Below are 26,088 nucleotides of genomic sequence, written 5' to 3'. Positions count from 1 at the left end.
CCGACATGCCAAAACGTACCGACATAAACAGTATTTTGATTCTCGGCGCCGGCCCGATTGTTATCGGCCAGGCCTGTGAGTTCGACTACTCTGGCGCCCAAGCCTGTAAAGCCCTGCGTGAAGAGGGTTATCGCGTCATTCTGGTGAACTCAAACCCGGCCACCATCATGACCGACCCTGCGATGGCAGATGCAACCTATATTGAGCCAATCGAGTGGCAAACTGTTGCCAAAATTATTGAGAAAGAACGCCCCGATGTAATCCTCCCCACTATGGGTGGCCAAACTGCATTGAACTGCGCTCTGGCTCTCGCCAAAAACGGTGTGCTGGAAAAGTACAATGTGGAGTTGATCGGTGCGAAAGAAGAAGCCATCAACATGGCGGAAGACCGCAACCTGTTTGATCAGGCGATGAAGCGTATCGGTCTTTCCTGCGCGCGCGCAAAAATTGTTCACAGCTTGGAGGAAGCCAAAGAAGCACCGAAAGAATTCGGCTTCCCTTGCATTATCCGCCCATCATTTACCATGGGTGGTTCCGGTGGTGGTATCGCTTACAACTGGGACGAGTTTGAAGAAATTTGTACCCGCGGTCTGGACTTATCGCCCACCAACGAATTGTTGATCGACGAATCACTGCTCGGTTGGAAAGAGTACGAGATGGAAGTGGTGCGTGATAAAAACGACAACTGCATTATCGTCTGCTCCATCGAAAACTTTGACCCGATGGGCGTTCACACCGGCGACTCAATTACTGTTGCACCAGCGCAAACCCTTACCGATAAGGAATACCAAATCATGCGTAATGCATCGATTGCGGTATTGCGTGAGATCGGTGTGGAAACTGGCGGTTCCAACGTGCAGTTTGCGGTGAATCCGGTCGATGGACGTATGGTGGTGATCGAGATGAACCCGCGTGTATCGCGTTCATCGGCACTCGCCTCCAAAGCAACCGGTTTCCCGATTGCAAAAATCGCCGCAAAACTGGCGGTAGGTTATACCCTCGACGAATTGAAAAACGACATCACCGGCGGTGCGACCCCAGCATCGTTTGAACCTTCAATCGATTACGTAGTTACCAAGGTGCCGCGCTTCACCTTTGAAAAATTCGGTGATGCCGATGCGCGTTTGACCACGCAAATGAAATCTGTTGGCGAAGTCATGGCAATTGGCCGTACTTTCCAGGAGTCATTGCAAAAAGCGCTGCGCGGATTGGAAGTTGGCTCTGCCGGTTTTGAATCCAAAGTGGATGTCACCAGCGAAGAAGGTCAGGCAAAAATTCGTCGCGAATTGGCGACTCCAGGTGCTGAGCGTATTTGGTACGTGGGCGATGCCTTCCGCATGGGCATGAGTGTTAACGATGTATTTAACCTCTCGAAAATTGACCCATGGTTCTTGGTGCAAATCAAAGAGCTGATTGATCTGGAGCAGTCGCTGCGCGGTAAATCGCTCAACCAATTAGATGGCGATCAGCTGTTCCGTTTGAAGCGTAAAGGTTTCTCGGATAAGCGTTTGGCCTTGTTGCTCGGTGCCACAGAGAAAGCCGTTCGTCATCATCGCCAAGGTCTGAATATTCGTCCTGCTTATAAGCGTGTTGATACTTGTGCGGCTGAATTCTCTACTTCAACTGCTTACATGTATTCGACTTACGAAGAAGAATGCGAAGCTAACCCGAGTGACAAGAAAAAAATTCTGGTGATCGGCGGTGGCCCCAATCGTATTGGTCAAGGTATCGAATTCGATTACTGCTGTGTGCATGCTGCACTGGCCATGCGCGAAGACGGTTACGAAACCATTATGGTTAACTGTAACCCCGAAACTGTTTCTACTGATTACGACACCTCTGACCGTTTGTTCTTTGAACCAGTGACACTGGAAGACGTGTTGGAAATCGTCCACAAAGAAAAGCCAGTGGGTGTTATCGTGCAATTCGGTGGACAAACTCCACTGAAATTAGCGCGCGCACTTGAAGCAGAAGGCGTACCGATTATTGGTACCAGCCCGGATGCAATCGATAAGGCAGAAGACCGTGAGCGCTTCCAGCAAATGATCAACAAGCTGGATTTGCTGCAACCGCCAAACGCGATTGTACGTTCACTCGAAGAAGCATTATTGGCAGCCGACAAAGTTGGTTACCCGCTCGTTGTGCGCCCATCTTATGTATTGGGCGGCCGCGCGATGGAGATTGTTTATAAAGAAGAAGAGCTGCGCACCTATATGCGCACAGCGGTTCAAGTGTCTGAAGATGCGCCTGTGTTGCTCGATCACTTCCTGAATAACGCCATCGAAGTGGATATCGACTCAGTCTCTGACGGCAAACAAGTCGTCATTGGCGGCATCATGCAACACATCGAGCAGTGTGGTGTTCACTCCGGTGACTCTGCGTGTTCACTGCCACCTTACTCCCTGCCAGCCAATGTGCAGGACGATATGCGTGAGATCGTTAAGAAAATGGCGATTGAGTTGGGCGTTATCGGTTTGATGAACACCCAGCTGGCCTATCAAGACGGCAAAATTTACGTAATTGAAGTCAACCCACGTGCATCGCGCACTGTGCCGTTCGTTTCGAAATGTATTGGTGTGTCCCTTGCAAAGGTGGCGGCGCGTTGCCAAGCAGGTGTTTCGTTGGAAGAGCAGGGTTTTACCAAAGAAATTATCCCGACCTATTTCAGCGTGAAAGAAGCGGTGTTCCCGTTCAACAAATTCCCGGCAGTTGATCCGATCCTCGGGCCAGAAATGAAATCGACCGGTGAAGTTATGGGTGTGGGCGACAGCTTCGGTGAGGCTTACGGCAAATCGCAATTGGGTGCCAACAATCGCATTCCATCTACGGGTACTGCGTTTCTGAGTGTCCGCGATATGGATAAAGACGGAATTGTTGGTGTTGGTAAAGATCTTGTGGAACTTGGCTTTAAACTGGTAGCAACACGTGGCACTGCCGATGTATTGCAACAGGCCGGTTTGACGGTGCAAATCGTGAATAAAGTTCAGGAAGGTCGCCCGCATATCGTGGATATGATCAAGAATGATGAGATCGATTTGATCCTGAATACCGTAGAAGGTCGCCAGGCAACACGCGACTCATCATCGATCCGTCGTAGCGCAGAAAACCATCGCGTCTATTACAACACAACCTTGGCTGCAAGCCAGGCAGTTTGCATGGCGCTGAAGCAAGGCCAGCATATTGAAGTGCGTCGCTTGCAAGATTTGCATCAGCAACTGAAAAAATAAGGATTGTCCATGAGCACTAAATTCCCAATGACTGTTCAGGGCGCCGAAAAATTAGCGCTTGAATTGGAAGACCTGAAAAAAGTCCAGCGCCCGCGCATTGTGCAAGCAATCGCCGAGGCGCGTGAGCACGGCGACCTCAAGGAGAATGCAGAATATTCTGCTGCGCGCGAGCAGCAAAGTTTTTGTGAAGGTCGTATCCAGGAAATTGAAGGCAAGCTCAGCAATGCCCAAATCATCGATGTCACTAAAATCCCGCACACGGGAAAAGTGATTTTTGGTACTACGGTGACCATTATTAATCAGGATACTGATCAATCTGTGACTTATCAGATCGTCGGTGATGATGAAGCAGATGTGAAAGCCAACAAAATTTCAGTCAACTCACCCATCGCCCGCGCTTTGGTTGGTAAAGAGGAAGGTGATGTGGTTGTGGTTCGCGCTCCTGGTGGCGACGTTGATTATGAAATTGACAAGGTTGAACACATTTAACTCAATGAGTTTCATAGACATAAAAAAACCGCCATTAGGCGGTTTTTTTATGTCTGATATACCGATTTTAGCGGTGCAGGTTAGAGAGCTTGGGGTTGGCTCTTTTATTATGACGATAGAGTAAAACTACTTTGCCGATCTCCTGGATTAGCTCAACATTAGGCAGGGCAACGAGTTCAGCAACCACTTCTTTGCGTTCTTCCCGCTCGGCAATCGCAAGCTTCACCTTGATTAATTCGTGATCATCCAGAGCGCGATTAAGCTCGGCAAGTACTCCGTCACTTAGACCATTGCCAGCAATAGTCACAATAGGATTAAGCTTGTGGCCAATAGTACGAAATTGTTTTTTACGCTCAGGGCTAATCGGCATAAACTTACCTTAGGGGTCTGTATGGGGGTTTAAGAAAAATAGGGCGGCATTCTACTCCATTACTCCCCTTACCGCGTAACCCGAGTCTATTTTGATGGGCTTAATAAACAATATCTTCCGGCTCAGCATCTTGTAATTTGTGTGCTATGCCCCAAAATGTCAGTAAACGTGATTTAACCCTTGTGATGTAACTGTGAGGACTCCTCCTTGAACGATATAACCAAGAATCTCGTGCTTTGGCTGATCATTGCCGTGGTCCTCTTTAGCGTATTTGATGGTTTTAATAAGCCATCGAGCAGCAATACACTCAATTATTCTGAGTTTATTACAGCAGTTAAAGATGATCGTGTGCGCGAGGTTGTGATTACTCCCGATACCATCGAAGGTGTCTTGCAAGACAATACCAGTTTTGTGACTGTCCGCCCCTATGTGCGCGACGATAAGCTGATCGATGACTTGTACAATCACGGGGTTAGCTTTGAAGGTAAAGAGCTGGAAAAGCCCAGTCTTTTCAATCAGTTACTTGTCGCCAGTTTCCCAATCCTGATTATTATTGCAGTGTTTTGGTTTTTTATGCGCCAAATGCAAGGTGGGGCAGGTGGAAAAGGCGGCCCTATGAGCTTTGGTAAAAGCAAAGCGCGTTTACTGGGTGAAGACCAAATCAAAACAACATTTGCCGATGTCGCCGGTGTTGATGAAGCCAAAGAAGAAGTTCAGGAGCTGGTGCAATATCTGCGCGATCCATCCAAATTCCAGCGCTTGGGCGGCCAGATACCACGTGGTGTGTTGATGGTTGGTCCGCCAGGTACTGGTAAAACATTACTTGCCAAGGCGATTGCAGGTGAAGCCAAAGTACCTTTTTTCTCGATCTCTGGTTCGGACTTCGTTGAAATGTTTGTGGGGGTTGGTGCAAGCCGTGTCCGCGATATGTTTGAACAAGCGAAGAAGCAGGCCCCTTGCATTATTTTTATCGACGAAATCGACGCAGTAGGCCGCCATCGTGGTGGTGGCCACGGTGGTGGTCACGATGAGCGTGAGCAAACCCTTAACCAACTTTTAGTAGAAATGGATGGTTTTGAAGGCAATGATGGCGTAATCATTATTGCTGCAACCAACCGTGCAGATGTGCTCGATAAAGCCTTGTTGCGTCCAGGTCGCTTTGACCGTCAGGTTTACGTAGGTCTTCCGGATATCCGTGGTCGCGAGCAAATCCTCAAAGTGCATATGCGCAAAGTCCCGCTGGATGAACGCATTAGCGCGTCAGTTATCGCACGTGGAACGCCGGGCTTTTCGGGTGCGGAATTGGCAAACCTGGTTAACGAAGCTGCACTGATGGCAGCGCGTGCTAACAAGCGCTTGGTCACTATGGAAGATTTCGAAAAAGCGCGTGACAAAATCATGATGGGCGCAGAGCGTCGTACCATGGTTATGAGCGAGAAAGAGAAAGAAAATACGGCATATCATGAAGCTGGCCACGCTATTGTTGGCCGTCTGGTTCCAGAGCATGATCCTGTACACAAAGTGACTATCATCCCGCGTGGTCGCGCCTTGGGGGTAACCCAGTTTTTACCAGAAGCTGACAAGTACAGTTTAAGTCGTCGAGCGCTTGAGTCCAGTATTTGCACTTTGTTTGGTGGTCGTATCGCCGAGGATATGACCTTGGGTTCCGATGGTATTACTACGGGAGCATCTAATGATATTGAGCGTGCCACGGCTATTGCGCGCAACATGGTGACCAAGTGGGGGCTATCGGCAAAACTGGGTCCGCTTCACTATGGTGAAGAAGAGGGTATGTACCCCGGCATGGCGACACAGCAATACTCCGACGAAACATCAAAAAATATTGATGAAGAAGTACGTCGTATTATTAATGAGTGTTATGCGCGCGCGCAGAAAATTCTGGAAGACAATCGCGATATTTTGGAAGCGATGAAAGATGCGTTGATGGAGTACGAAACTATTGATGCTGAACAGGTTGATGACCTCATGGCTCGACGTAAAGTACGCCCGCCTCGTGAGTGGAATGACGATGACTTTAATAGTCATTTACATGATAAAGACGCAGGAGAGTCTCCTAATGGCCCCATTGGTGGCCCAGCCAATACTCACTGATTAACTTGCAGTCTCATTAAAGAACCCCGGGCTTGCTCGGGGTTCTTGTTTTATTGGTTATCGTTTTTAAGGTGAATAATTTGTCCGATCACACTACGCCAACTCTTCGGTGCGGCAAGCACCTGTTGGACCTTTCCTTCCCTGTCGTTATGGGTATTTTGAATACAACACCAGATTCCTTTTCAGATGGTGGCAACAGTTACATTAATAATTGTTTATCAATCGATGCGGCCTTGCGCAGGGCTGAACAAATGTTGGCAGATGGTGCGCGCATTATTGATGTTGGTGGAGAGTCGACACGTCCCGGTGCAATACCTGTTTCTGAACAGGAGGAGTTGGATAGGGTTGTGCCGGTAGTGGAAGCGCTGGTAGCAAATCTTGATGCATTAGTGTCTGTTGATACGAGCACAGCATCTGTGATTTACGAGTCTGCAAACAAAGGTGCAGGCTTGATTAATGATGTAAGGGCTTTGCAGCGCAAGGGTGCTATGGATGCGGCGGCAGCAGCCCAGTTGCCCGTTTGTTTGATGCATATGCAAGGGCAACCGCAGAATATGCAATCTAAACCGGATTACAGTGATGTTGTGAACGATGTGAAGGTATTTTTACAGGAGCGGATTGATGCGTGTCTTCATGCTGGAATCGAGCGTGAGAAAATTATCATCGATCCGGGATTTGGATTTGGTAAAACTCTCGCGCATAATCTCGCGCTTTTGCAGCGCCTGCCCGAGTTGAATGCGCTTGGGTATCCTGTATTGGTAGGTATGTCGCGTAAGTCGATGATAGGACAATTGCTAAATCGTCCTGTTGGTGAACGATTATCAGGCAGTTTGGCTTTGGCGATGCTGGCGGCTGAACGTGGCGCAGCAATAATTCGGGTGCACGATGTCGCTGCTACGGTTGATGTATTAAGTGTTCTTGCTGCTGTGACTGAATAATCACAGCGTAATGGTAATTAGCGGAGTAAGGAATTATGTCTCGCAAGTATTTTGGCACAGATGGTATTCGCGGATTGGTTGGCGAATTCCCGATCACCCCTGACTTTATGCTCAAGTTGGGCTGGGCAGCTGGCTGCGTGCTCAAGGATAGGTTTGATGGTCAGAATATGATTTTAATTGGCAAGGATACGCGTATTTCAGGCTACATGTTTGAATCTGCCCTGCAGGCAGGGTTGATTAATGCAGGTGTTGATGTCGGTTTACTTGGCCCAATGCCAACTCCGGGTGTTGCTTATTTGTCCCGCACTTTTAAAGCTCAGGCCGGCATAGTGATCAGCGCATCGCATAACAGTTATGTCGATAACGGAATTAAATTTTTTGGTGGTAATGGAAGTAAGTTGCCAGATGAGTTGGAAAATTTGATTGAAGCTCAGCTGGAAAAGCCAATGTCCACCGCTGAAAAATTAGGAAAGGCTCGCCGTATTGCGGATGCATCTGGCCGTTACATCGAATTTTGTAAAGGCACTATGCCTTGGGGGTTCAATCTCAAAGGAATGCACATTGTTTTGGATTGCGCTAATGGTGCTACCTACAACATTGCCCCTGATGTATTCACTGAATTGGGGGCGCATGTAACATCCCTTTTCGTGGAACCTAATGGTACCAATATCAATCGTAGTTGCGGCTCAACCAAACCGGAAGCCTTGCAGGAAAAAGTGATTGAGTTGGGTGCTGACCTTGGTATTGCATTTGATGGCGATGGTGATCGTGTTGTCTTTGTTGATCACAAAGGAGAACTGGTCGATGGTGATGAGCTGCTCTATATCATCGCGGCTTATCAACAGGAGTATGCAGGTGGTTGCGATGGTGTTGTAGGTACATTAATGAGTAATTTTGGTTTTGAGCTCGCGCTTAAAAAGCTCAATGTTCCCTTCGCTCGCGCTAAAGTTGGCGATCGTTATGTTATTGAAATGATGCGCAATAACGGTTGGCGTTTGGGTGGCGAAAACTCTGGTCACATTGTATGCAGTAATGTCACTACGACGGGTGATGGAATAATCTCTGCCCTGCAGGTGTTGCTAGCTATAACGACAATAGGTGAGCCTCTGCATCGCATCAAGAAAGCAATGAATAAGTTGCCTCAGGTGATGATAAATGTGCATATGGCTAAACGGGTTGATCTTGCTACCAACGAGGCTGTGCAATCTGCAGTAAAACTGACAGAGGAAAAATTGGCAGGAACCGGACGTGTACTGCTCAGACCGTCAGGCACTGAGCCTGTAGTCAGGGTTATGGTCGAGGGAGAAGACAAGAAGCAAGTAAAGGAATTGGCTCAGGAGCTGGCTGCCATTGTAGAGTCTGCACTGTCTTGACTGTAAGAGCCCTGCAAATTGTAGGCTTTATGTTCAATTGTTATCTATAGTGTGTTTAATGCACAATAAAAACGATAAAAATCAGAATGTAAGCGAAGATTTGGTTGTATGTTCAAATCATCTTAGCTACCATTGGCGCCCGCTTTGGGGGAGGTATTGCTGTTGAACAAAGCAAGTAACGCCAAGCGTCGCCAACTGGTGGTTGGCAACTGGAAAATGAACGGAAGTCTGCAGGAAAATGCAGGGTTGTTAGCTAGCATTACTGCTGGCTGGCAGGGTAATACGGATGTCGTTATCTGCCCTCCTTTTCCATATTTACAGCAAGTTTGTGAGTTACTAAAAAACACTCCGATTATGTTGGGGGCGCAGACTGTAAGTGAGCACGATAAAGGTGCTTTTACCGGGGAAATATCTGCATCGATGCTTACAGATTTGAATTGCAAATTTGTAATTATTGGTCACAATGAGCGCCGCCGTATGCAGCATGAATCTGATGAGCAAATAGTTCATAAATTCATAGCCGTACAAAAAGCAGGTTTGATACCGATATTGTGTGTTGGTGAGTCTTTGCAGGATCGAGAGCAAGGGCGACATTTAGAAACCATTAACAGACAATTAAATGCAGTATTTGCCCATACCGGCAAAGATGTTTTTGAGAATGCGGTACTCGCTTATGAGCCTGTATGGGCAGTAGGTACTGGCAAAACAGCGTTACCAGAACAAGCAGAAGAAGTGCATCGCTTCATGCGTTCTCAGCTAGGTAGGCTAGCTGAAGAAGTCAGGATTCTGTATGGTGGTAGTGTGAAGGCGCACAACGCACAGCAGTTGTTCGCGTTACCTGACATAGATGGTGCGCTACTTGGCGGTGCATCTTTGAATGCCGAAGAATTTTTAGCAATATGTAAGGCAGCAGACTGAATTCTGCTTTCTTACCACTAAGCGCTCAAGAGAGCTTTGTATGGAAAAATTTGTACTTATCATTCATTCACTTGCTGCTTTGGTCATTATTGGTTTGATCTTGCTGCAGCAAGGCAAGGGTGCAGCAGCGGGCGCATCTTTTGGTGCCGGTGCATCGCAAACAGTATTTGGCAGTGAAGGTAGCGGTAACTTTTTTACTCGCGCAACATGGATAATTGCAACACTGTTTTTCTGCACTAGTTTTGGTTTGGCAATTATTGCCAAAAATCATTCTAAAGTGGCGACTCAAGGTGTTGTCATTCCTGCTTCGCAGCAAGCGCCAGCAACATCGGATATTCCGGCTTCTGATGCGCCTGTAGATGTTCCTGCTGCATCGTCAGATGTTCCAGCAGTGCAAAACGAGACTGCACCAGTAGAAGTTGAAGAAAAGAAATAATTGTTTTCAGAGTTTTATGCCCCGGTGGTGGAATTGGTAGACACGCTATGTTGAGGTCGTAGTGGCGAATGCTGTGCCGGTTCGAGTCCGGCCCAGGGCACCAAAATAAAAAGCGCTCATATGAGCGCTTTTTTTTCGTGTAAAAAATGATGTAGCTATTAATTGGTGTGCAATAAATAATTTTTTGTGGTGGGAATAATTGATGGGCACTGATGAATACTCTAATCAATATTTGCGTTTGCGTGCACAGCGTTTGACTGAAGCGAAACGGGAGTTTTTGGCAAGAGGAAAATCTGTTTCTCGTTGTAAACATTGCCAACTGGCAACTTTTGCTTGCCTTTGCCCTTGGCGTCCTAAGTTTGATGCGTGTTGTGAATTTGTTTTGGTAATGCATCGTGATGAGGTATTTAAGCCGACCAATAGTGGTCGTTTAATTGCTGATGTTTTTCCTCAGCAAACCCATGTTTTCTGTTGGAGTCGTACAGAGCCTGCGCGTGAACTATTAGCATTATTGGCTGATCCCGGCCGGTACTGTGTGATTGTATTTCCTGCTGATGCAAATGAAGGTGCAGCTAAACCTCATGAGTTGGTTTATGAGCTACCGAGAGATGGTAGAACCATCACTTTTATTTTGTTGGATGGAACTTGGAAACAAAGTGGGCGGATGTTCCATTTGAGCCGGTGGTTGGACGATCTTCCTTGCGTCGTATTACCTGAAGCGTTGGTGCGCAACTATGCAGTGCGTAAGTCACATCAGGAGCACTATCTTTCAACTGCAGAAGCCGCTGGGCTTTGTTTGCAGATGGCCAATGAGAGCTCGGCTGCGGATGTTTTGTTTGATTATTTCCAGCTTTTTAATCTGCATTATCTTTCAACACGCAGTGCTGTGCCTCCGGTTATTGGTGTTTTGCACCAGCGGCTCAAGCAGTACACCTGTTGATTTATGAGTTTATACCGCCGGTACAGCCGTTTTTCCGCTACTTGCCGGTCAATAACCTCGGTGTTGTGTGGGTGATTTCCTACAAGAACTAGTGAAGTTTGCGACTATTCTCCCGTTTGCTTTTACTTGAAAATAGTTTCTAACAAGGAGGTCGTCAGGGAAGGTTGGTTGGCCAAGCAGGGTCAAGGGAAGCGCCTAATTTTGTTATTGCTTCACTCAGGTCGTGCAGCTCAGAACTGCGGAGTTCACAGCGTGGCTATGCTGGATGCTGGCCGTGTTGTAATGATGCGTCAAACGGAGTCAGCTGGAAGTTGGCTCCGTTTTTTTATAACTAATTTTTAGTGTCATCTAATGCTTTTATTTCTGATCCTGTCGCTTTTTGCTTCATAAACCCTCTCACGCGTCCAATCAAAAAACTTTGACTGTCTTGCTCAACCAACTTGGGTTGGGTGTCCAATAGTAGTTGTTGGTAATCGACTACTTTTTTACGTAGCGCGGTTGCTTTATGCAACTCGCGGGCAATTTCCTGCTCCTGACTGTCGGGGGTAAAAAAAATGTCCAGTACGGGTAATTGCGCCGCACTAAAGATTGCTTCCAATCCTGCCTTGCTGATGTGTTCTTGTTGTTGCAGATTAATTATTAATAGTGCCTGTAGTGGTCCATCCACTGTTGTGGGGTCCGCTGGATTATCACGAATTTGGGGTAATAAATCCTTAAGAACAAGTTCTGCCGAGCTGTTATCCGCTAGCACAACCGTATTGAACTGTCCTTTGCTTTTGAGAAACTCAAATGCAGCGTTTACATTAGCGGTGATTACTAATTCGCGCGCAATGATTGATGAGGCTGCCGAGCTGGATGAGCTTTCGGTTGCAGCAGAAGAGCTGGTATCAGCTGGAGCTGTCGAGTCCACTTCGGCGGCGGGATTGTCTGCCGGTAAAGTTTCTGTAGTTGCATCGACATCGACAGGCGCACTGGATGCCGAGTCGCTGCTGAATGATGAGCTCGGTCGAGAAGGAATTGATGCTGGGTATTGTTGGGGTAAGCTTATTGCCAGCGTCTCCCAGCCATAGCGAGGTAACCTTGCCCGCAGGTTTTCCAGCATAGCAGGCCAGGATTGTGGATTTTCAGTGGCATGAAATAGTACGAGCACACCGTAGGTTTTGCGCGCTTCTGTTTGACGGTACAGCGCTAGAATTTTACCGTACTCGGTATCCAGCCATTGTGCTTCGTCATCCATCGCCTTTGCTATCAGGGTTTTATCGCGAATATCTCTTGACGGATAAAGTGGCGCCTCTGAGGAGCGTGAGCTGGATGATGCGCCACTAGCAGATGATGATGTCTCACTATCGTCTGTATTAGTAAGGGGTTCTTCCTGAGCATAGGATATCGGCCCCATCAAGAACCACAAAAAACCAAGCAACGGCAGCAATCTGCCATTTATGTAGCGATGTTTTATTAGCGGCAGTCCTGCATTCACTGGCATGGTTGCACTCGGGTAATGGGTTTGTATGGCTGGTCTTATCACGTAGAATGCACGCAGCCGCTTGGCTTTGTCTTGATAATTACTTTATCGGGATAATTATGCAGGACTTTAATTGTATGCAGGACTTGATTGTATGACGAACCTTAAACGGGATTATCAAATAGCGCCTTCCATCCTCTCTGCAGATTTTGCCCGTTTGGGTGAAGAGGTCGATGCGGTATTGGCAGCAGGTGCCGATATTATCCATTTCGATGTGATGGATAATCACTATGTCCCTAACCTCACTGTCGGGCCGATGGTCTGTAAAGCCTTGCGTAAGTATGGTGTGAGTGCCCCGATTGATGTGCATCTAATGGTTGAACCGGTCGATGATTTGATCGTGCAGTTTGCTGATGCGGGTGCGACTTATATAACTTTTCACCCGGAAGCATCGCGCCATGTTGATCGCTCTTTGCAGTTAATCAAAGATAAGGGTTGTAAAGCCGGTTTGGTTCTGACACCAGCCAGCTCACTTGACCATATCAAGTACGTTATGGGTAAGCTCGATATGCTGTTGTTAATGTCGGTGAACCCCGGTTTTGGTGGGCAGTCATTTATTCCCTATGTACTGGATAAAATACGTGAGGCGCGCTCCCTGATTGACGCAAGCGGATTGCCAATTCGCCTTGAGGTTGATGGTGGTGTCGGTTTGGGCAATATCCGGGAAGTTGCAGCAGCGGGCGCGGATACCTTTGTTGCTGGCTCCGCTATTTTTAACGCGCCTGACTATGCCGAGGTTATCGCTCAAATGAGGCAGCAATTAGCACTGGTATAACGCTGTTATAAATAGACGGGCAAGCGATTGCAAAGGGTAGGCATGTACCGATTAATTCAGTACACTTGCCCTCAGTTCAAACAGGAATCCCCTTCGTGAAACACGCAACTTTCCTTATTACAGAGTGCGCTGCCTACCTTGCCGCCCGATGGCGTCGCTGATTCATTTTGCTTTGCCTGTGCCTATTATTTCGGGTGCTGTGCCAAGCTTGCCTTTCTCTGTTTGCGTATTGCTGCTGTTAAATGTTTTCCTTCGGGGGACTTTTTAATAGGGCACTGCAAATACAATATTAAAGATAAAAACTTGCCGACATTGATTGGCGAGTATTAAAGGTAATGTCATGAATTCCGAATCCACTATTCATTCGGCTCCAATTACACAGGCGCAGTTTGCTGAATTGGCGGCTCAAGGTTACAACCGTATCCCCGTGATGCGTGAAGTATTGGCTGATCTGGATACACCGCTATCGTCTTATCTCAAGCTGGCTTCCGGCGCATATTCTTATTTATTTGAATCCGTGCAAGGTGGGGAAAAATGGGGTCGTTACTCCATGATTGGCCTTCCCGCACGCACGGTGCTCAAAGCCTTCGGAGATCAAATTCAAATTGAACGCGACGGTGTTGTTGTTGAAGTTCATACCTGTGCCGATGCACTCGCATTTGTTGAAGAGTTCAAACAGCGTTATCGTGCGCCGGAATTGCCTGGTCTGCCACGATTTACAGGTGGTTTGGTTGGTTATTTTGCTTACGACTGCGTGCGTTATGTCGAACCGCATTTAAAAGCAAGCATGCCTGAAGATGTCATCGGCACCCCGGATATTTTGCTTAGCGTATCTGACGAAGTATTGGTGTTCGATAATCTCGCAGGAAAATTAATTTTTGTAATCCACGCTAATCCTGAAATTGAGGATGCATTTGCAAAAGCAACTGCACGGCTTGATGAGTTGGAGCAAAAACTGCGGGGTGAAACGCCTGCAACGCCCAGTTTATCCTTGGGTAACAATGGAAATAACGAACCCCATTTTGTTTCCAATGTTGGGGCGACCAAGTTCCACAAAATGGTTGATAGCATCAAAGACTACGTGCTTGCAGGGGATACCATGCAAGTGGTTATTTCGCAGCGTATGTCGATTGATTTCACGCAAGAACCGATCAATCTTTATCGCGCACTACGCAATTTAAATCCATCGCCCTACATGTATTTTATGGATCTTGGTGATCATCATGTGGTCGGTTCAAGTCCGGAAATCCTGGCGCGATTGGAAGACGGCGAAGTGACTGTACGTCCTATAGCGGGCACACGTCGTCGCGGTCACACACCAGAAGAAGATAAAGCATTGGAAGTTGAGTTGGTCAATGATCCTAAAGAAATTGCTGAACATCTTATGTTGATTGATTTAGGGCGCAATGATGTTGGCCGCGTGGCGGAAATCGGCAGCGTAAAACTCACCGATAAAATGGTGGTTGAACGTTACTCTCACGTCATGCATATCACATCGAATGTGACGGGAAAATTAAAATCCGGTTTGCGTGCGATGGATGTACTTCGCGCTGCATTACCTGCAGGTACATTAAGTGGTGCGCCGAAAATCCGTGCGATGGAAATCATCGATGAACTGGAAACCGAAAAGCGCGGTATTTATGGCGGCGCTGTTGGATACATCTCCTGGAATGGCAACATGGATACCGCCATTGCGATTCGTACTGCCGTTATTAAAAATGGAAAACTGTATGTTCAGGCGGGTGCTGGCGTGGTGGCTGATTCAATTCCTGCGCTTGAATGGAAAGAAACCATGAATAAAGCGCGTGCTATTTTCAAAGCGGTTGATATGGTCGGCAACGCTGCAGGCAGTACAAATAACACCGCTGTGAAAGGTGATGCAAAATGATTCTGATGATTGATAACTATGATTCTTTCACCTACAACCTGGTGCAATATTTTGGTGAGCTGGGCGCAGATATTAAAGTCGTGCGCAACGATGAAATCACTGTTGAAGAGATTGCTGCGTTAGCACCTGAAAAAATTGTGATTTCTCCCGGCCCATGCACGCCAACGGAAGCGGGTATTTCAATTGATACGATCAATGCATTCGCCGGTAAAATTCCATTGCTAGGTGTTTGTCTGGGGCATCAAAGTATTGGCCAAGCGCTGGGCGGCAAAGTGATTCGTGCACCTTTCGTAATGCATGGAAAAACCTCGCCGGTATACCACAACAATAAAGGTGTGTTTGCCGGTTTGAAGAATCCATTTCAGGCGACGCGATATCACTCGCTCGTTATAGAAAAGGAATCAATACCGGATTGTTTGGAAATCACCGCCTGGACACAAAATGAAGATGGCAGCATGGCAGAAATTATGGGAGTGAAGCACAAAACTCTTGCGATTGAGGGTGTGCAATTCCATCCAGAGTCAATTTTGACTGAGCATGGGCATGACATGTTACGTAATTTTTTAACAGCGTATTAATTCTTTGCTGTGCATTGAAAAAGGTATAAGGCAATGGAAATCAAACAAGCATTAACAAAGTTAGTCGCGCGTATTGATTTAAGCACTGAAGAAATGATTTCAGTCATGCGTGAGGTTATGACTGGCGGTGCAACACCAGCCCAGATTGGTGGTTTTTTAGTAGCCCTGCGCATGAAAGGCGAAACGCTGGATGAAATTACCGGCGCAGCAATGGTCATGCGCGAACTGGCCACTCCCGTTGATATTGACGTTCCGTTTTTAGTGGATACTTGCGGCACTGGTGGCGATGGCGCCAATTTATTTAATGTATCTACTGCGAGCGCATTCGTAGTCGCTGCAGCTGGTGGCCGTGTTGCCAAACATGGAAACCGTTCCGTGTCCAGCTCAACCGGTAGTGCGGATGTTCTGGAAGCGGCTGGCATTAAGTTGGATGTCACTGCTGAACAAGTTGCTCGCTGTGTGCGTGAAATTGGCGTGGGTTTTATGTTTGCGCCAGCACATCACAGTGCGATGCGTCATGCTATTGGTCCGCGTAAAGAGCTTGGCATGCGTACGATTTTTAATATGCTGGGTCCTATGACTAACCCGGCTCGCGTGAAACGTCAGGTTATCGGTGTATTCAATGGTGAACTGTGCAAACCTATGGCAGAAGTACTGGCGCGTCTGGGTAGCGAACATGTGATGGTTGTGCACGCAAAAGATGGACTGGATGAAATTAGTCTGGCAACAGAAACGCAGGTTGCAGAATTAAAAAATGGTGAAATTCGTGAGTACACTATCAAGCCTGAAGATTTTGGCATGCAGTCCAAAAGCCTTATTGGTTTGAGTGTAAGTAATGCCGAAGACTCGTTGTTGTTGATTCGCGATGCGCTGGGTAATCGCCGTGGCCAGTATGCTGAGAAGGCTGCGGATATTATTGCATTAAATGCGGGCGCTGCGATTTATGTGAGTGGTGTTGCTAGTAGTTTATCGGACGGCGTTGAAATGGCTCGTGATGCCATCGGCAGTAGCCTGGCGGGTGAAAAAATCCGCGAATTGGCAGCATTCACCCAATATCTTGAATGATAGTATCTCGATTGACGGCCTTTTGAATAAATGACGCTATTCTTTGTGTCGCTTATACGATCAATATATTTACTTTTTGTTGGAAAAGCTCATGTCTGATACACCAACCGTGCTGCGTAAAATTATCGCGCGCAAATGGGAAGAAATTGCCGAACGTAAACAGCAGATTTCGCTCGATGAATTAAAAGCGCGTGCTGCTGCGCAACCTGTTGCTCGCGGTTTTGTGAAAGCAATTGAAAATAAAATTGCCCAGGGTAAAGCCGGAGTCATTGCTGAAATTAAAAAAGCGTCTCCCAGTAAAGGTGTGATTCGCGAACATTTTGTACCTGATGAAATTGCACGCTCTTATGAAAAAGGCGGTGCGGCGTGTTTGTCGGTATTGACTGATGTTGATTTTTTTCAGGGAGCAGATGCGTATTTGCAGCAAGCACGCGCTGCTGTGAACTTGCCGGTGATTCGCAAAGATTTTTTAGTTGATGAGTATCAAATTTATGAGGCAAGAGCGATGGGGGCGGATTGTGTGCTTCTTATTGTTGCTGCCTTATCACCTGAAAAATTGAAAGAGCTGAATACATTGGCTTTATCAATTGGTTTGGATGTATTGGTAGAAGTTCACGACCAGGCTGAATTGGATATAGCGCTGGAGTTACCTAATAAATTAATCGGCATCAATAACCGTAACTTGCATACCTTTGATGTTACATTGGATACAACCTATCAATTGCTCGATAGTATCGGCAGTGATCGCATTGTAGTCACCGAGAGTGGAATTTTGACACCAGCAGATGTTGTTGCGATGCGCGCTAAAAACGTTAATGCATTTTTAGTGGGTGAGGCGTTTATGCGTGCAGACCAACCCGGAGAGGCTTTGGCGGAATTTTTCGCTTAGTTTGTCAGTTGATAAAAAATAAAAAGCCCGCGGTTGCGGGCTTTTTATTTTCGAGTTGACTCGTCCTGAATAAAGTTGACACTTTTCTACTCTCTACTGAGGAAAGTGTTATGAATCCCGTTATTAAACGCACCCAGCGTGATTACTCTCTCGCCTTTAAATTGGCTCTTGTCGATCAAATCGAAAAAGGAGAGATGACTTATAAACAAGCCCAGTCTCGCTACGGTATACAAGGCAGATCTACAGTCTTGTGTTGGCTGCGCAAGCATGGTCAACTGGATTGGTCATTAGGTTTACCAGCAAAAGGCCTCCTCATGTCCGATAATCCTCGCCCTCAAACGCCAGAACAGCGCATCAAAGAACTGGAACAGCAGCTCGCTCTAACCCAACAAAAAGCGGATTTTTTCGAAGCGGTGGTTGATGTACTCAAGCGCGACTATGGAGTCAGCGTGGTAAAAAAGCCGCACGGAACATCATCCAAACGAAAACGTTAGCGGGTTTATCCGTTGTCCGTGGTTGCCAGCTACTCGGCATCAGTCGGCAAGCCTGGTATCAACAATGTAAGCGGGTGCGACAACGAGAAGTGCACACGCAGATACTCCTTGATGCGGTGCAGCGTGAACGTGCATTACAACCCTGCATCGGAACGCGCAAACTACAGCGCTTGTTACAACAATCCGCATTGGTTGTGGGGCGAGATCGACTGTTTGCTTTGCTGCGCGAACATCGCCTGCTGGTTCCCACCAAGCGGGCTTATCACAAAACAACGCACAGCCATCATCGCTTTCGCAAACATCCCAATCTTCTGAAGCCTGGTGAACATCAAGTGATTCCGCAACGACCAGAACATGTTTGGGTGGCTGACATTACCTATTTACCCGTGCATCAGGGCGAGGCCTATTTGAGTTTGGTGACCGATGCCTATTCGCGCAAGATTGTGGGGCATTGCGTCCATGACAATCTGAAGGCTGAGTCAGTAATCGGTGCGTATAAACAAGCACTACAGCAGCGACGCAGTGGTGATGAGCTCATCCACCATTCAGATCGGGGTATTCAGTATTGTTCAGCGCAATACCAGAAATTGCATTATCAATACGGTGTTCATTGTTCGATGACGGATGGTTACGACTGCTATCAAAATGCGCTGGCAGAGCGTGTGAATGGTATTTTGAAAAGTGAGTTTTTGATAAGGAAACCCAGGGATCTTGCAGAAGCAAAAGTGATGGTGGCCGAGTCGATTCGGATCTACAACGAACGTCGTCCGCATCTATCCCTAGAATACAAAACGCCCGATGAGGTGCATCGGGCGTTTGGATAAATCAGTGTCAACTTATTTCAGGACTGGACAAGTGTCCAATATGTTAACGCGTACCGTAAACTACCATCGTTTTTCCCTTTACCATCACCAAGCCTTGTTCTTCGAGAGTTTTCAAGACGCGGCCAACCATTTCGCGTGAACAACCTACAATCCGGCCAATTTCCTGACGGGTAATTTTGATTTGCATACCATCCGGATGAGTCATTGCATCTGGTTCTTTGCAAAGTTCTAACAAAGTACGAGCGACGCGGCCGGTGACATCCAGGAATGCCAAGTCTCCTACCTTGCGGGTGGTTGCCCGAAGGCGGCGTGCCATTTGGCTGCCTAATGCAAACAAAAACTCGGGATGAGTTTCAGAAATTTCCTGAAATTTGGTGTAGCTGATCTCTGCCACTTCGCATTCGGATTTTGCACGAACCCACGCGCTGCGCGAGTCTTTTTCATCAAATAAACCCATTTCGCCAAAGAAATCGCCATCGTTAAGATAGGCAACGATCATTTCATGGCCTTCGTCGTCCTCAATCAAAACAGTGACTGAGCCTTTTACGATGTAATACAGGGAGTCGCTTTTGTCGCCAGCATAAATAATGGTGCTTTTTGCGGGATAACGGCGACGATGACAATGAACTAGAAATTCTTCCACATTCTTAATGTGCGGTGTGAGTGAGACAGCGACCAAGGTGTGGCTCCCTAAGTGATCAATAGTGACGGTTGATAAGTTTTTATATGACGAATGCAAATAAAAATTTATTATGACGACAAGGCGATTGGGCTGCCATAGATGCGCCCCTACAACCTGAAAATTTGTGATGCAGTTATAAGCCTAGATAATTGAATTGTCTACATAAAATCGCCTTTTTGGGGTTTCATGTTGATTTTGGTGACATTTTCGGTTTGATCTTTGTCTATGTTACGCTAGCCCCTTCTTTTGTCGGCTCATAGCGTTAAAACGGGTGTGATTATGCAAGCAGTGGTGAAGTGGGTAGATGGTGCCCAGTTTTTAGGTGAATCAGGTAGTGGCCATGCGGTGTTAATGGATGGCCCTCCTGATCACGGCGGACGTAATACGGGTGTGCGTCCCATGGAAATGTTATTGCTTGGTTTGGGTGGTTGTTCATCCTTTGATGTGATGAGCATTTTAACCAAGGCTCGCCAGCAAGTAACGGATTGCCGTTGTGAATTGGAAGCAGAGCGCGCGGAAGGCGTGCCCTCACCGTTTACTAAAATCCATATGAAGTTTTTGGTAAAGGGGAAAGATTTAAAAGAAGCGCAAGTCAAACGCGCAGTAGAGTTATCGGCAACCAAATACTGTTCCGCCTCCATTATGTTGGAAGCAGGTGGTGTCGAAATTACGCATTCCTATGAAATCAGTGAAGCCTGATTACATTCGATGGGTCAAAAAATGCCCGCGATTGCGGGCATTTTTGTTGAAGGATACTTGGTACTGGCTAGATGTGATAACTGGTACTGGTCATGACTTTCGATACCAATGTCATTACGCCCTTTACGGGCCCTGGAAAACGATAGCCGCCGGCCTCTAGCGCAACTTCAGCATGTTGCGCTTCATCGATCAGCATTTGTTCCACAACAGCGCGGCTGCGGACATCTGCCTCTGGAAGTTGCGTCAGGTGACTTTGTAAGTGTTTGCAGACTTGATCTTCTGTTGCGGCGACAAACCCCAAGCTCACTTTATCGCTAATCAACCCCGCACCTGCGCCAATCGCAAACGACAGCCCGTACCATAGCGGATTTAAATAGCTGGTGTGGCTTCCCAGTGCGTCGATGCGCTTTTGGCACCACACCAGATGGTCAATTTCTTCATCGGCCGCCTTTTCCATTTCTGCGCGCACATTAGGGAGTTTGGCTGTTAGCGCCTGGCCTTGGTAAAGCGCTTGGGCGCAGACTTCCCCGGTATGGTTAACGCGCATCAATGCAGCTGCTTTTTTGCGTTCCGCGTCGCTTAGTTCGGCCTCGTGAATCGGTGTTGCCGGTGATGGCCGCTCACAGGTCATATCGCTGCCAGCAGCCAGTGTGCGTAGCGCGCGGTCAGCGTTGATAATCAAATTGTCGATCAGGCTTAAGTGTCTGCTGGGCATAATGGTTGTTCCTCCGGCAATCGTGTCATTTAAACAGAAAACCCGGCTTAAACACCAGTAGCGGGAAAACTATTGCAAGGCGGTGCAGCCCACTGCATCCTTACCGATCAAAAGCACAATAATGTAGAGCTGAAAGGAGACAAACGTGCAAGATGTTGATGAAATCAAGTTGTTGCTGGATGCGCGCATTCCGCTGGTGGTTATAGAAACCTATGAAGAAAAAAAAGCATTGGATGTCTTGCTAAAAGTCGCCAATAAACAAGGTAAAGACTTGCATCGCTGGTCAGTCACTGATGGTTTGACACGTTTAAATTTCGGGCCGCAGTTGGTACCCAAGGGAAGTGAACTAAATGAACCTGAGGAGATGCTGCGCCATATCAAACAACAGCAACAACCATCCATGTTTGCATTGTGCGATATCCACCCATTTTTAACCGAGCAGCCACAGGTGGTTCGCTTATTAAAAGATATAGCGCTGAATCATTTCGCAGTGCCGCATACACTGGTGTTGTTGAGCCATCAATTGCGTCTGCCTCCGGAGCTCTCGCGCTACAGTGCAGCCTATTCTTTGACATTGCCCGATGACGACAAAATCATGGAAATCATTCGCGAAGAAGCTAAGGATTGGTCTGATCGCCATGCGGGTGCACGGGTAAAAACCGACAATGTTACCTTGAAAAAACTGGTGAATAATTTACAGGGAATGAGCGTGAGCGATGTGCGCCGCTTGGTACGTGGTGCAATTTGGAATGATGGCTCACTTAATGAAGAAGATTTGCCGCGTATCAACAAAGCAAAATTTGCGTTGTTGGATATGGAAGGTGTCATCAGTTTTGAACAAAAAACCGAAGATTTTTCCAACGTAGGTGGATTGCACAATTTAAAACGTTGGTTGCTTACGCGTCGCGATGCGTTTAATGACGATGATTCAAAATTGGATCGACCAAAAGGTATTTTATTGTTAGGGGTACAAGGCGGCGGTAAAAGTCTTGCGGCCAAAGCTGTGGCGGGTTTATGGGGTTTGCCATTGATGCGTATGGATGTTGGTGCGCTCTACAATAAATTTCACGGTGAGACTGAGCGCAATTTGCGCGAGGCATTAAAACTGGCAGATGCTATGTCGCCCTGCGTGCTGTGGTTGGATGAAATTGAAAAAGGGATGGCGCAGGACGGCCACGATAACGGTGTATCCCAACGTTTATTAGGAACGCTGCTGACCTGGATGGCAGAGCGCCGTACGCGCGTATTTATCGTGGCGACCAGTAATGATATTTCGCGCTTGCCGCCCGAGCTGATTCGCAAAGGTCGTTTGGATGAAATCTTTTTTGTCGATTTACCCGAGCTTGATGTGCGCAAAGATATTTTTTCTATCCATTTGCGTAAGCGTGATTGTGCATTGGCGCACTTTAATCTTGAGCAGCTGGCCGCAGCAACGGACGGTTTTTCTGGATCTGAGATCGAACAGGCAATTATTGCGGCACTTTATTCTGCTGCAGCTGAAGGTCAGGCGTTAACGGATGCAATTTTATTGCGGGAAATTGCTGCAACTAGTCCGTTATCGGTGGTGATGGCTGAGCAAATAGCGGGATTGCGTCAGTGGGCTGTTGACCGCACTATTCCTGCCTGATCTGTAGTAAAAGAGGATAAATGCAGTGAGCATCACCAATGGCTGGCTCGACTGGGCTACAAAATGCCCATCACCTAACTACAACCAGCGACCTGAAAGCGCAGCGGTTAGTCTGTTGGTGATCCATAACATAAGCTTGCCACCGGGAGAGTTTGGTGGTGGTTATGTGCAGCAATTTTTTCAAAATCAGCTGGATGTGAACGTACATCCGTATTTTGAAACGATTGCCAACCTGCAAGTCTCTGCGCATGTGTTTATTGAGCGCGGCGGTGAAGTAATCCAGTTTGTTTCATTTAATGATCGCGCCTGGCACGCGGGTAATTCCAGTTTTGAGGGCGTTGCAAACTGTAATGATTACAGCATTGGTATAGAGCTGGAGGGAGCAGATGATATCCCTTACACCGATGCACAATACCGCTCGTTGGATAAAGTTACTCGCCAGTTGCTACAAACTTATCCTAAACTAACGCATGAGCGTATTACTGGGCATGAACACATAGCGCCCGGGCGAAAAACAGATCCGGGTCCTGCATTTGATTGGCAGCGTTATCGTGATTCGCTTAATTATCCACCCGGTTAACCTATTCCGGATTGACATAGACCGGATTGATTCATGAATGTGGGGCCATATGATTTTTCTTAGTTTAGTTGCAGTACTTGCCATTATTTACTGGTTGGGATCTGCCAGCATTATCCACCACGATGGCTGGTTCAAATGGCTTATTAATCGTCTGCAAAAAGTGCCGGGCCTTGCCTCTGTTTCTGCGTTGCCACTTGTTGTAGCGCTTGTGATTCCATTGGCCGTATTGGTGTTGGTTTTTGTTGTCATTAACCAAGGGTTTGATAGACCTTGGTTTGGTTTGTTTTTGCTGTATTCACTGGTACTGCTTTATAGTTTGGGACGCGGTAATCTGATTGCTGATGTCCAGGAGTATATTGCTCTAGCGGTGCGTGGTGATTCTGTAGCGGCGGTGCAATTATTGGATAGACTGCGTGGCAACACCGATGTGGTTCCCACTGCAAGTGAAGCAGCAGATTGGCGTTTATTGCATGGCGAAGCGTTAAAAATTATTGCTTATCGTGGGTTTGAGCGCACTTTTGCTGTGCTGTTCTGGTTCTTTATTGCAGGTCCGTTTGGTGCATTGCTCTATCGCTTGAGTGTGCTTTATCGCGATTTTTCCGAGCAGGGCAGTGATGCTGCGCAAGCCGCAAGTAAATGGCTGTGGTTGTTGGAGCTTCCCTCTGTGCGCCTGATGGGCGTGACTTGGGCGCTAGTGGGGAATTTTGAAACCTGCCCACTGCGCAAAAATTTATTGGATGTGCAGAGCTCATCCGAGCACGTATTAAATGAATGCCTGCGTGGCGCTTTAGGTGCACCCACCGAATGCTCGGATGCGGCTATGGCACAAATGGCTCCTGCTGAAAAAGCAGAAATGCAGGAAGAAATGGAAGAAGAAACACAAGATATCATTGAAGATTTAACAGGTGATGTAATTACTACTCACTCTGAGCCCGCATATTCATTCGCATTGGTTAAATCCAGCATGCCACTTTACACGCGCTCACTTCTGTTTTGGGTGTGTGCAATCGCATTTGCGACCTTGATTGTTTAATAAGCCGTATTGATGAATGTAAAGCAGTTAAATTGAGAAAACTTGAGGTTAGTTATGCCATCGTTTGATGTGGTTTCGGAAGTTGATAAGCACGCGTTGACCAACTCGGTTGACCAAGCCCAGCGCTTGGTCACCAATCGTTTTGATTTTAAAGGCGTGAATGCGAGTTTCGAACTTAAGGAATATGTCATTACCATCACGGCGGATGCCGAGATGCAGCTTGATCAGATGCTGGATTTGCTCAGGCCTGCTATGGCAAAAAATAGTATTGATGTCAGTTGTCTGGAAATAGGCCAAGTAAAAAGCGCGGGCAAGCAAGTGAAGCGTGAAGTGACTGTGCGTACCGGGATCGATAAAGATTTAGCCAAAAAAATCGTGGCATTAGTCAAAGATAAAAAACTAAAAGTACAGGCGAGTATTCAGGGCGAGCAAGTGCGTGTAACAGGCAAAAAGCGCGACGACTTGCAAGAGTGTATTGCCGCGTTACGCGCAGCAGAGCTGGGCATGCCAATGCAGTTTGAAAACTTCCGCGATTAATTTTTGTGGGTACATCAACAAAAAGCCCTGCTTATGTAGGGCTTTTTTATTTTACGCGGAAGTTTTGTGCAGCCGGTTCCATAACCAAGCGAGAATCAACAGCGTTGGAATCACCGACAAACTGCTAAAAATGTAGAACCAGGAATAACTGCTTGCCTCAACAATATAACCCGACAAACCGCCGATAAATTTACCTGGTAAGTTTGCCAGAGAAGCGAGTAGTGCATATTGCGTTGCGGTAAAGTTCTGGTTGGTCAGGCCAGACATAAATGCGACCAATACTACTCCCGCGAACCCTTGTGAAATGTTATCGGCACTGATAGCTGCAAAAAATGCCCAATCCTGCCCAGGATTGTTTGCCATCAATAAATAGGCAATATTGGATACAGACACAACAATAGTGGCTACAAACAGCATGCTGCGCATACTGAATATTGCTACGCAAATCCCGCCCAGAAATGCGCCCGCAATTCCTACCCATACGCCAAATAATTTAGATACTGTGGCAATGTCTGTTTTGGTATAACCCGAGTCTAAATAAAAAGGGCCAGCCATAACACCAATCATTTGGTCTGGCAATCTAAACAAACCGACAAACAGCAATAATGCCAACGCAAGCATCATACCGTTGCGTGAAAAAAACTCCTGAAACGGTTTGATAAAAGCATCAACAATATGCACATCGCGCACTATGATGGTTTGCGGCGTAGCCGGCTCTTTGGACATTAATGTTGCAAGTAATGGGATTACCATGAAGAGCGCCATCATTAAATACGCATTTTTCCATCCCCATAAATCAGCGATATAAAATGCAACAGCGCCCGATAAAATTAACGCGATGCGGTACCCCAGGATATAAGTAGACGCGAGTGCTGCCTGGAATTCGATGGGCGCAATTTCAATACGATAAGCATCGACAACGGTATCGAGTGTTGCACCTGCAAATGCAGCAACGCCTACCAACACAATAAAAACGCCCAGTGATGATTCCGGCCCGAGTAAAGCGATAGCACTCAGGGTGGCAATCAAGACAATTTGGGAAAGGACAAGCCAGCCTTTTCGGCGGCCTAAGAAAGGTAAACTGTATTTGTCGATCAGTGGTGCCCATAAAAATTTGAGCACATAAAAAAAACCGACGAAGCTGATTAAGCCAATCACACTTAACTCAAATCCAACATCGCGCAACCATGTGGACAATGTCATGCCGCCCACTAGTAAGAAGGGTAATCCTGAGCCCAAACCAAGACAAAATAGTGTGAGTGCAGAGGGAGTGGCGAACGCGCGTTTTATCCCGCTCCAGCCTTTGTAATTATTTTCAGTTGAATGTGAGGAAGTCATAAATAGGCTGGGTTTTTGGTTGTTAGTGTTTAGTTAGTC

The 26,088-nt window shown here is 47.0% G+C and carries 24 protein-coding genes and 1 tRNA gene; 20 read left to right on the top strand and 5 right to left on the bottom strand.

Translation table 11 applies throughout. From position 1 onward, the window contains the following. Positions 1–5: 5 nt before the first annotated feature. On the top strand, positions 6–3,227 hold the full coding sequence (gene carB / locus VC28_RS09775) for a carbamoyl-phosphate synthase large subunit (RefSeq protein WP_049630471.1): 3,222 nt from the start codon (positions 6–8) through the stop codon (positions 3,225–3,227). A 9-nt stretch (positions 3,228–3,236) separates the two neighbouring features. Next, a complete protein-coding gene (greA, locus tag VC28_RS09770) occupies positions 3,237–3,716 on the top strand; it encodes a transcription elongation factor GreA (protein WP_049630470.1) in 480 nt (159 codons plus the stop codon). A gap of 67 nt (positions 3,717–3,783) precedes the next feature. On the opposite strand, the gene VC28_RS09765 is transcribed toward greA, so the two are convergent. Beyond that, positions 3,784–4,086, bottom strand: a complete 303-nt coding sequence (locus VC28_RS09765) for a YhbY family RNA-binding protein (RefSeq protein WP_049630469.1) — start codon at positions 4,084–4,086, stop codon at positions 3,784–3,786. 207 nt (positions 4,087–4,293) lie between these two features. Here VC28_RS09765 and ftsH point away from each other — a divergent pair, with 207 nt between their 5' ends. From ftsH to VC28_RS09730, 7 genes are all read left to right on the top strand, one after another. Beyond that, on the top strand, positions 4,294–6,198 hold the full coding sequence (gene ftsH / locus VC28_RS09760; RefSeq protein WP_049630468.1) for an ATP-dependent zinc metalloprotease FtsH: 1,905 nt from the start codon (positions 4,294–4,296) through the stop codon (positions 6,196–6,198). A gap of 149 nt (positions 6,199–6,347) precedes the next feature. Beyond that, on the top strand, positions 6,348–7,136 hold the full coding sequence (folP, locus tag VC28_RS09755; RefSeq protein ID WP_049630467.1) for a dihydropteroate synthase: 789 nt from the start codon (positions 6,348–6,350) through the stop codon (positions 7,134–7,136). A 35-nt stretch (positions 7,137–7,171) separates the two neighbouring features. Next, positions 7,172–8,509, top strand: coding sequence for a phosphoglucosamine mutase (gene glmM / locus VC28_RS09750; protein WP_049630466.1), 1,338 nt, complete (start codon positions 7,172–7,174; stop codon positions 8,507–8,509). 162 nt (positions 8,510–8,671) lie between these two features. Then, the gene (gene tpiA / locus VC28_RS09745; protein ID WP_156184313.1) at positions 8,672–9,427 is read left to right on the top strand and encodes a triose-phosphate isomerase; all 756 of its coding nucleotides are present in this window, start codon (positions 8,672–8,674) and stop codon (positions 9,425–9,427) included. Between the two features lie 40 nt (positions 9,428–9,467). After that, positions 9,468–9,863 carry a preprotein translocase subunit SecG gene (gene secG / locus VC28_RS09740; protein ID WP_049630465.1) on the top strand — a complete coding sequence of 132 codons (396 nt, stop codon included), beginning with the start codon at positions 9,468–9,470 and terminating at the stop codon, positions 9,861–9,863. An 18-nt stretch (positions 9,864–9,881) separates the two neighbouring features. Then, positions 9,882–9,966: transfer RNA gene (locus tag VC28_RS09735), tRNA-Leu, on the top strand. Between the two features lie 150 nt (positions 9,967–10,116). Beyond that, complete coding sequence (locus VC28_RS09730) at positions 10,117–10,803, top strand: tRNA-uridine aminocarboxypropyltransferase (protein ID WP_231591698.1); 687 nt, start codon at positions 10,117–10,119, stop codon at positions 10,801–10,803. A gap of 331 nt (positions 10,804–11,134) precedes the next feature. Here VC28_RS09730 and VC28_RS09725 read toward each other — a convergent pair whose 3' ends face one another. Continuing rightward, positions 11,135–12,286, bottom strand: a complete 1,152-nt coding sequence (locus VC28_RS09725; protein WP_082191482.1) for a DUF3530 family protein — start codon at positions 12,284–12,286, stop codon at positions 11,135–11,137. Positions 12,287–12,419: 133 nt separating this feature from the next. On the opposite strand from VC28_RS09725, the gene rpe reads away from it, so the two are divergent. The 6 genes from rpe (at position 12,420) to VC28_RS19560 (ending at position 18,838) form a co-directional block, all read left to right on the top strand. Then, the gene (rpe, locus tag VC28_RS09720) at positions 12,420–13,100 is read left to right on the top strand and encodes a ribulose-phosphate 3-epimerase (protein ID WP_049630462.1); all 681 of its coding nucleotides are present in this window, start codon (positions 12,420–12,422) and stop codon (positions 13,098–13,100) included. Between the two features lie 373 nt (positions 13,101–13,473). Beyond that, positions 13,474–14,988 carry an anthranilate synthase component I gene (gene trpE / locus VC28_RS09715; RefSeq protein ID WP_049632309.1) on the top strand — a complete coding sequence of 505 codons (1,515 nt, stop codon included), beginning with the start codon at positions 13,474–13,476 and terminating at the stop codon, positions 14,986–14,988. Beyond that, positions 14,985–15,566: an anthranilate synthase component II gene (locus tag VC28_RS09710; protein WP_049630461.1), complete on the top strand. Its 582-nt coding sequence runs from the start codon at positions 14,985–14,987 to the stop codon at positions 15,564–15,566. Before trpE ends, VC28_RS09710 begins: the two co-directional genes overlap by 4 nt. A 33-nt stretch (positions 15,567–15,599) precedes the next feature. Further along, positions 15,600–16,631, top strand: coding sequence for an anthranilate phosphoribosyltransferase (gene trpD / locus VC28_RS09705; RefSeq protein ID WP_049630460.1), 1,032 nt, complete (start codon positions 15,600–15,602; stop codon positions 16,629–16,631). 91 nt (positions 16,632–16,722) lie between these two features. Next, positions 16,723–17,520, top strand: coding sequence for an indole-3-glycerol phosphate synthase TrpC (gene trpC, locus VC28_RS09700; protein WP_197085505.1), 798 nt, complete (start codon positions 16,723–16,725; stop codon positions 17,518–17,520). A gap of 110 nt (positions 17,521–17,630) precedes the next feature. Next, positions 17,631–18,838 (top strand): IS3 family transposase gene (locus VC28_RS19560; RefSeq protein WP_156184249.1). Its coding sequence is split into 2 segments (ribosomal slippage): positions 17,631–17,973 and positions 17,973–18,838, totalling 1,209 coding nucleotides; the frame shifts between segments, so codons are not numbered across the junction. Positions 18,839–18,881: 43 nt separating this feature from the next. On the opposite strand, the gene crp is transcribed toward VC28_RS19560, so the two are convergent. Next, positions 18,882–19,517, bottom strand: coding sequence for a cAMP-activated global transcriptional regulator CRP (crp, locus tag VC28_RS09685; RefSeq protein WP_049630459.1), 636 nt, complete (start codon positions 19,515–19,517; stop codon positions 18,882–18,884). Between the two features lie 282 nt (positions 19,518–19,799). Between crp and VC28_RS09680 the strand changes: the two genes are divergently transcribed. Continuing rightward, positions 19,800–20,219 (top strand): OsmC family protein, encoded by a 420-nt coding sequence (locus VC28_RS09680; RefSeq protein ID WP_049630458.1) that lies wholly within the window; start codon positions 19,800–19,802, stop codon positions 20,217–20,219. Positions 20,220–20,286: 67 nt separating this feature from the next. Here the strand turns inward: VC28_RS09680 and coq7 are convergent, their stop codons facing one another. Continuing rightward, positions 20,287–20,937: a 2-polyprenyl-3-methyl-6-methoxy-1,4-benzoquinone monooxygenase gene (coq7, locus tag VC28_RS09675; protein WP_197085594.1), complete on the bottom strand. Its 651-nt coding sequence runs from the start codon at positions 20,935–20,937 to the stop codon at positions 20,287–20,289. A 142-nt stretch (positions 20,938–21,079) separates the two neighbouring features. Here coq7 and VC28_RS09670 point away from each other — a divergent pair, with 142 nt between their 5' ends. The 4 genes from VC28_RS09670 to VC28_RS09655 are packed head-to-tail and all read left to right on the top strand — an operon-like array spanning position 21,080 to position 24,711. Next, positions 21,080–22,561 carry an AAA family ATPase gene (locus tag VC28_RS09670; protein WP_049630456.1) on the top strand — a complete coding sequence of 494 codons (1,482 nt, stop codon included), beginning with the start codon at positions 21,080–21,082 and terminating at the stop codon, positions 22,559–22,561. Between the two features lie 25 nt (positions 22,562–22,586). Then, a complete protein-coding gene (gene ampD, locus VC28_RS09665) occupies positions 22,587–23,141 on the top strand; it encodes a 1,6-anhydro-N-acetylmuramyl-L-alanine amidase AmpD (protein ID WP_049630455.1) in 555 nt (184 codons plus the stop codon). Positions 23,142–23,190: 49 nt separating this feature from the next. Further along, on the top strand, positions 23,191–24,174 hold the full coding sequence (gene ampE, locus VC28_RS09660) for a regulatory signaling modulator protein AmpE (protein ID WP_049632307.1): 984 nt from the start codon (positions 23,191–23,193) through the stop codon (positions 24,172–24,174). 54 nt (positions 24,175–24,228) lie between these two features. Then, complete coding sequence (locus VC28_RS09655; RefSeq protein WP_049630454.1) at positions 24,229–24,711, top strand: YajQ family cyclic di-GMP-binding protein; 483 nt, start codon at positions 24,229–24,231, stop codon at positions 24,709–24,711. Positions 24,712–24,762: 51 nt separating this feature from the next. Here the strand turns inward: VC28_RS09655 and VC28_RS09650 are convergent, their stop codons facing one another. After that, complete coding sequence (locus VC28_RS09650; protein WP_049630453.1) at positions 24,763–26,049, bottom strand: AmpG family muropeptide MFS transporter; 1,287 nt, start codon at positions 26,047–26,049, stop codon at positions 24,763–24,765. Positions 26,050–26,088: the final 39 nt, after the last annotated feature.

This window comes from Cellvibrio sp. pealriver, assembly GCF_001183545.1.
Classification (GTDB): domain Bacteria; phylum Pseudomonadota; class Gammaproteobacteria; order Pseudomonadales; family Cellvibrionaceae; genus Cellvibrio.
Note: the sequence above shows the minus strand (reverse complement) of the source record. Positions and strands in the feature narration are given on the sequence as shown.

Excerpts from the sequence above, each read along its gene's own strand:
- greA (WP_049630470.1), top strand. The coding sequence starts at position 3,237 with ATGAGCACTAAATTCCCAATGACTGTTCAGGGCGCCGAAAAATTAGCG.
- ampE (WP_049632307.1), top strand. The coding sequence starts at position 23,191 with ATGATTTTTCTTAGTTTAGTTGCAGTACTTGCCATTATTTACTGGTTG.
- rpe (WP_049630462.1), top strand. The coding sequence starts at position 12,420 with ATGACGAACCTTAAACGGGATTATCAAATAGCGCCTTCCATCCTCTCT.
- VC28_RS09765 (WP_049630469.1), bottom strand. The coding sequence starts at position 4,086 with ATGCCGATTAGCCCTGAGCGTAAAAAACAATTTCGTACTATTGGCCAC.
- VC28_RS09725 (WP_082191482.1), bottom strand. The coding sequence starts at position 12,286 with ATGCCAGTGAATGCAGGACTGCCGCTAATAAAACATCGCTACATAAAT.
- glmM (WP_049630466.1), top strand. The coding sequence starts at position 7,172 with ATGTCTCGCAAGTATTTTGGCACAGATGGTATTCGCGGATTGGTTGGC.
- secG (WP_049630465.1), top strand. The coding sequence starts at position 9,468 with ATGGAAAAATTTGTACTTATCATTCATTCACTTGCTGCTTTGGTCATT.
- VC28_RS09655 (WP_049630454.1), top strand. The coding sequence starts at position 24,229 with ATGCCATCGTTTGATGTGGTTTCGGAAGTTGATAAGCACGCGTTGACC.
- trpD (WP_049630460.1), top strand. The coding sequence starts at position 15,600 with ATGGAAATCAAACAAGCATTAACAAAGTTAGTCGCGCGTATTGATTTA.
- VC28_RS09710 (WP_049630461.1), top strand. The coding sequence starts at position 14,985 with ATGATTCTGATGATTGATAACTATGATTCTTTCACCTACAACCTGGTG.
- VC28_RS09650 (WP_049630453.1), bottom strand. The coding sequence starts at position 26,049 with ATGACTTCCTCACATTCAACTGAAAATAATTACAAAGGCTGGAGCGGG.
- VC28_RS09680 (WP_049630458.1), top strand. The coding sequence starts at position 19,800 with ATGCAAGCAGTGGTGAAGTGGGTAGATGGTGCCCAGTTTTTAGGTGAA.
- carB (WP_049630471.1), top strand. The coding sequence starts at position 6 with ATGCCAAAACGTACCGACATAAACAGTATTTTGATTCTCGGCGCCGGC.
- trpC (WP_197085505.1), top strand. The coding sequence starts at position 16,723 with ATGTCTGATACACCAACCGTGCTGCGTAAAATTATCGCGCGCAAATGG.
- folP (WP_049630467.1), top strand. The coding sequence starts at position 6,348 with ATGGGTATTTTGAATACAACACCAGATTCCTTTTCAGATGGTGGCAAC.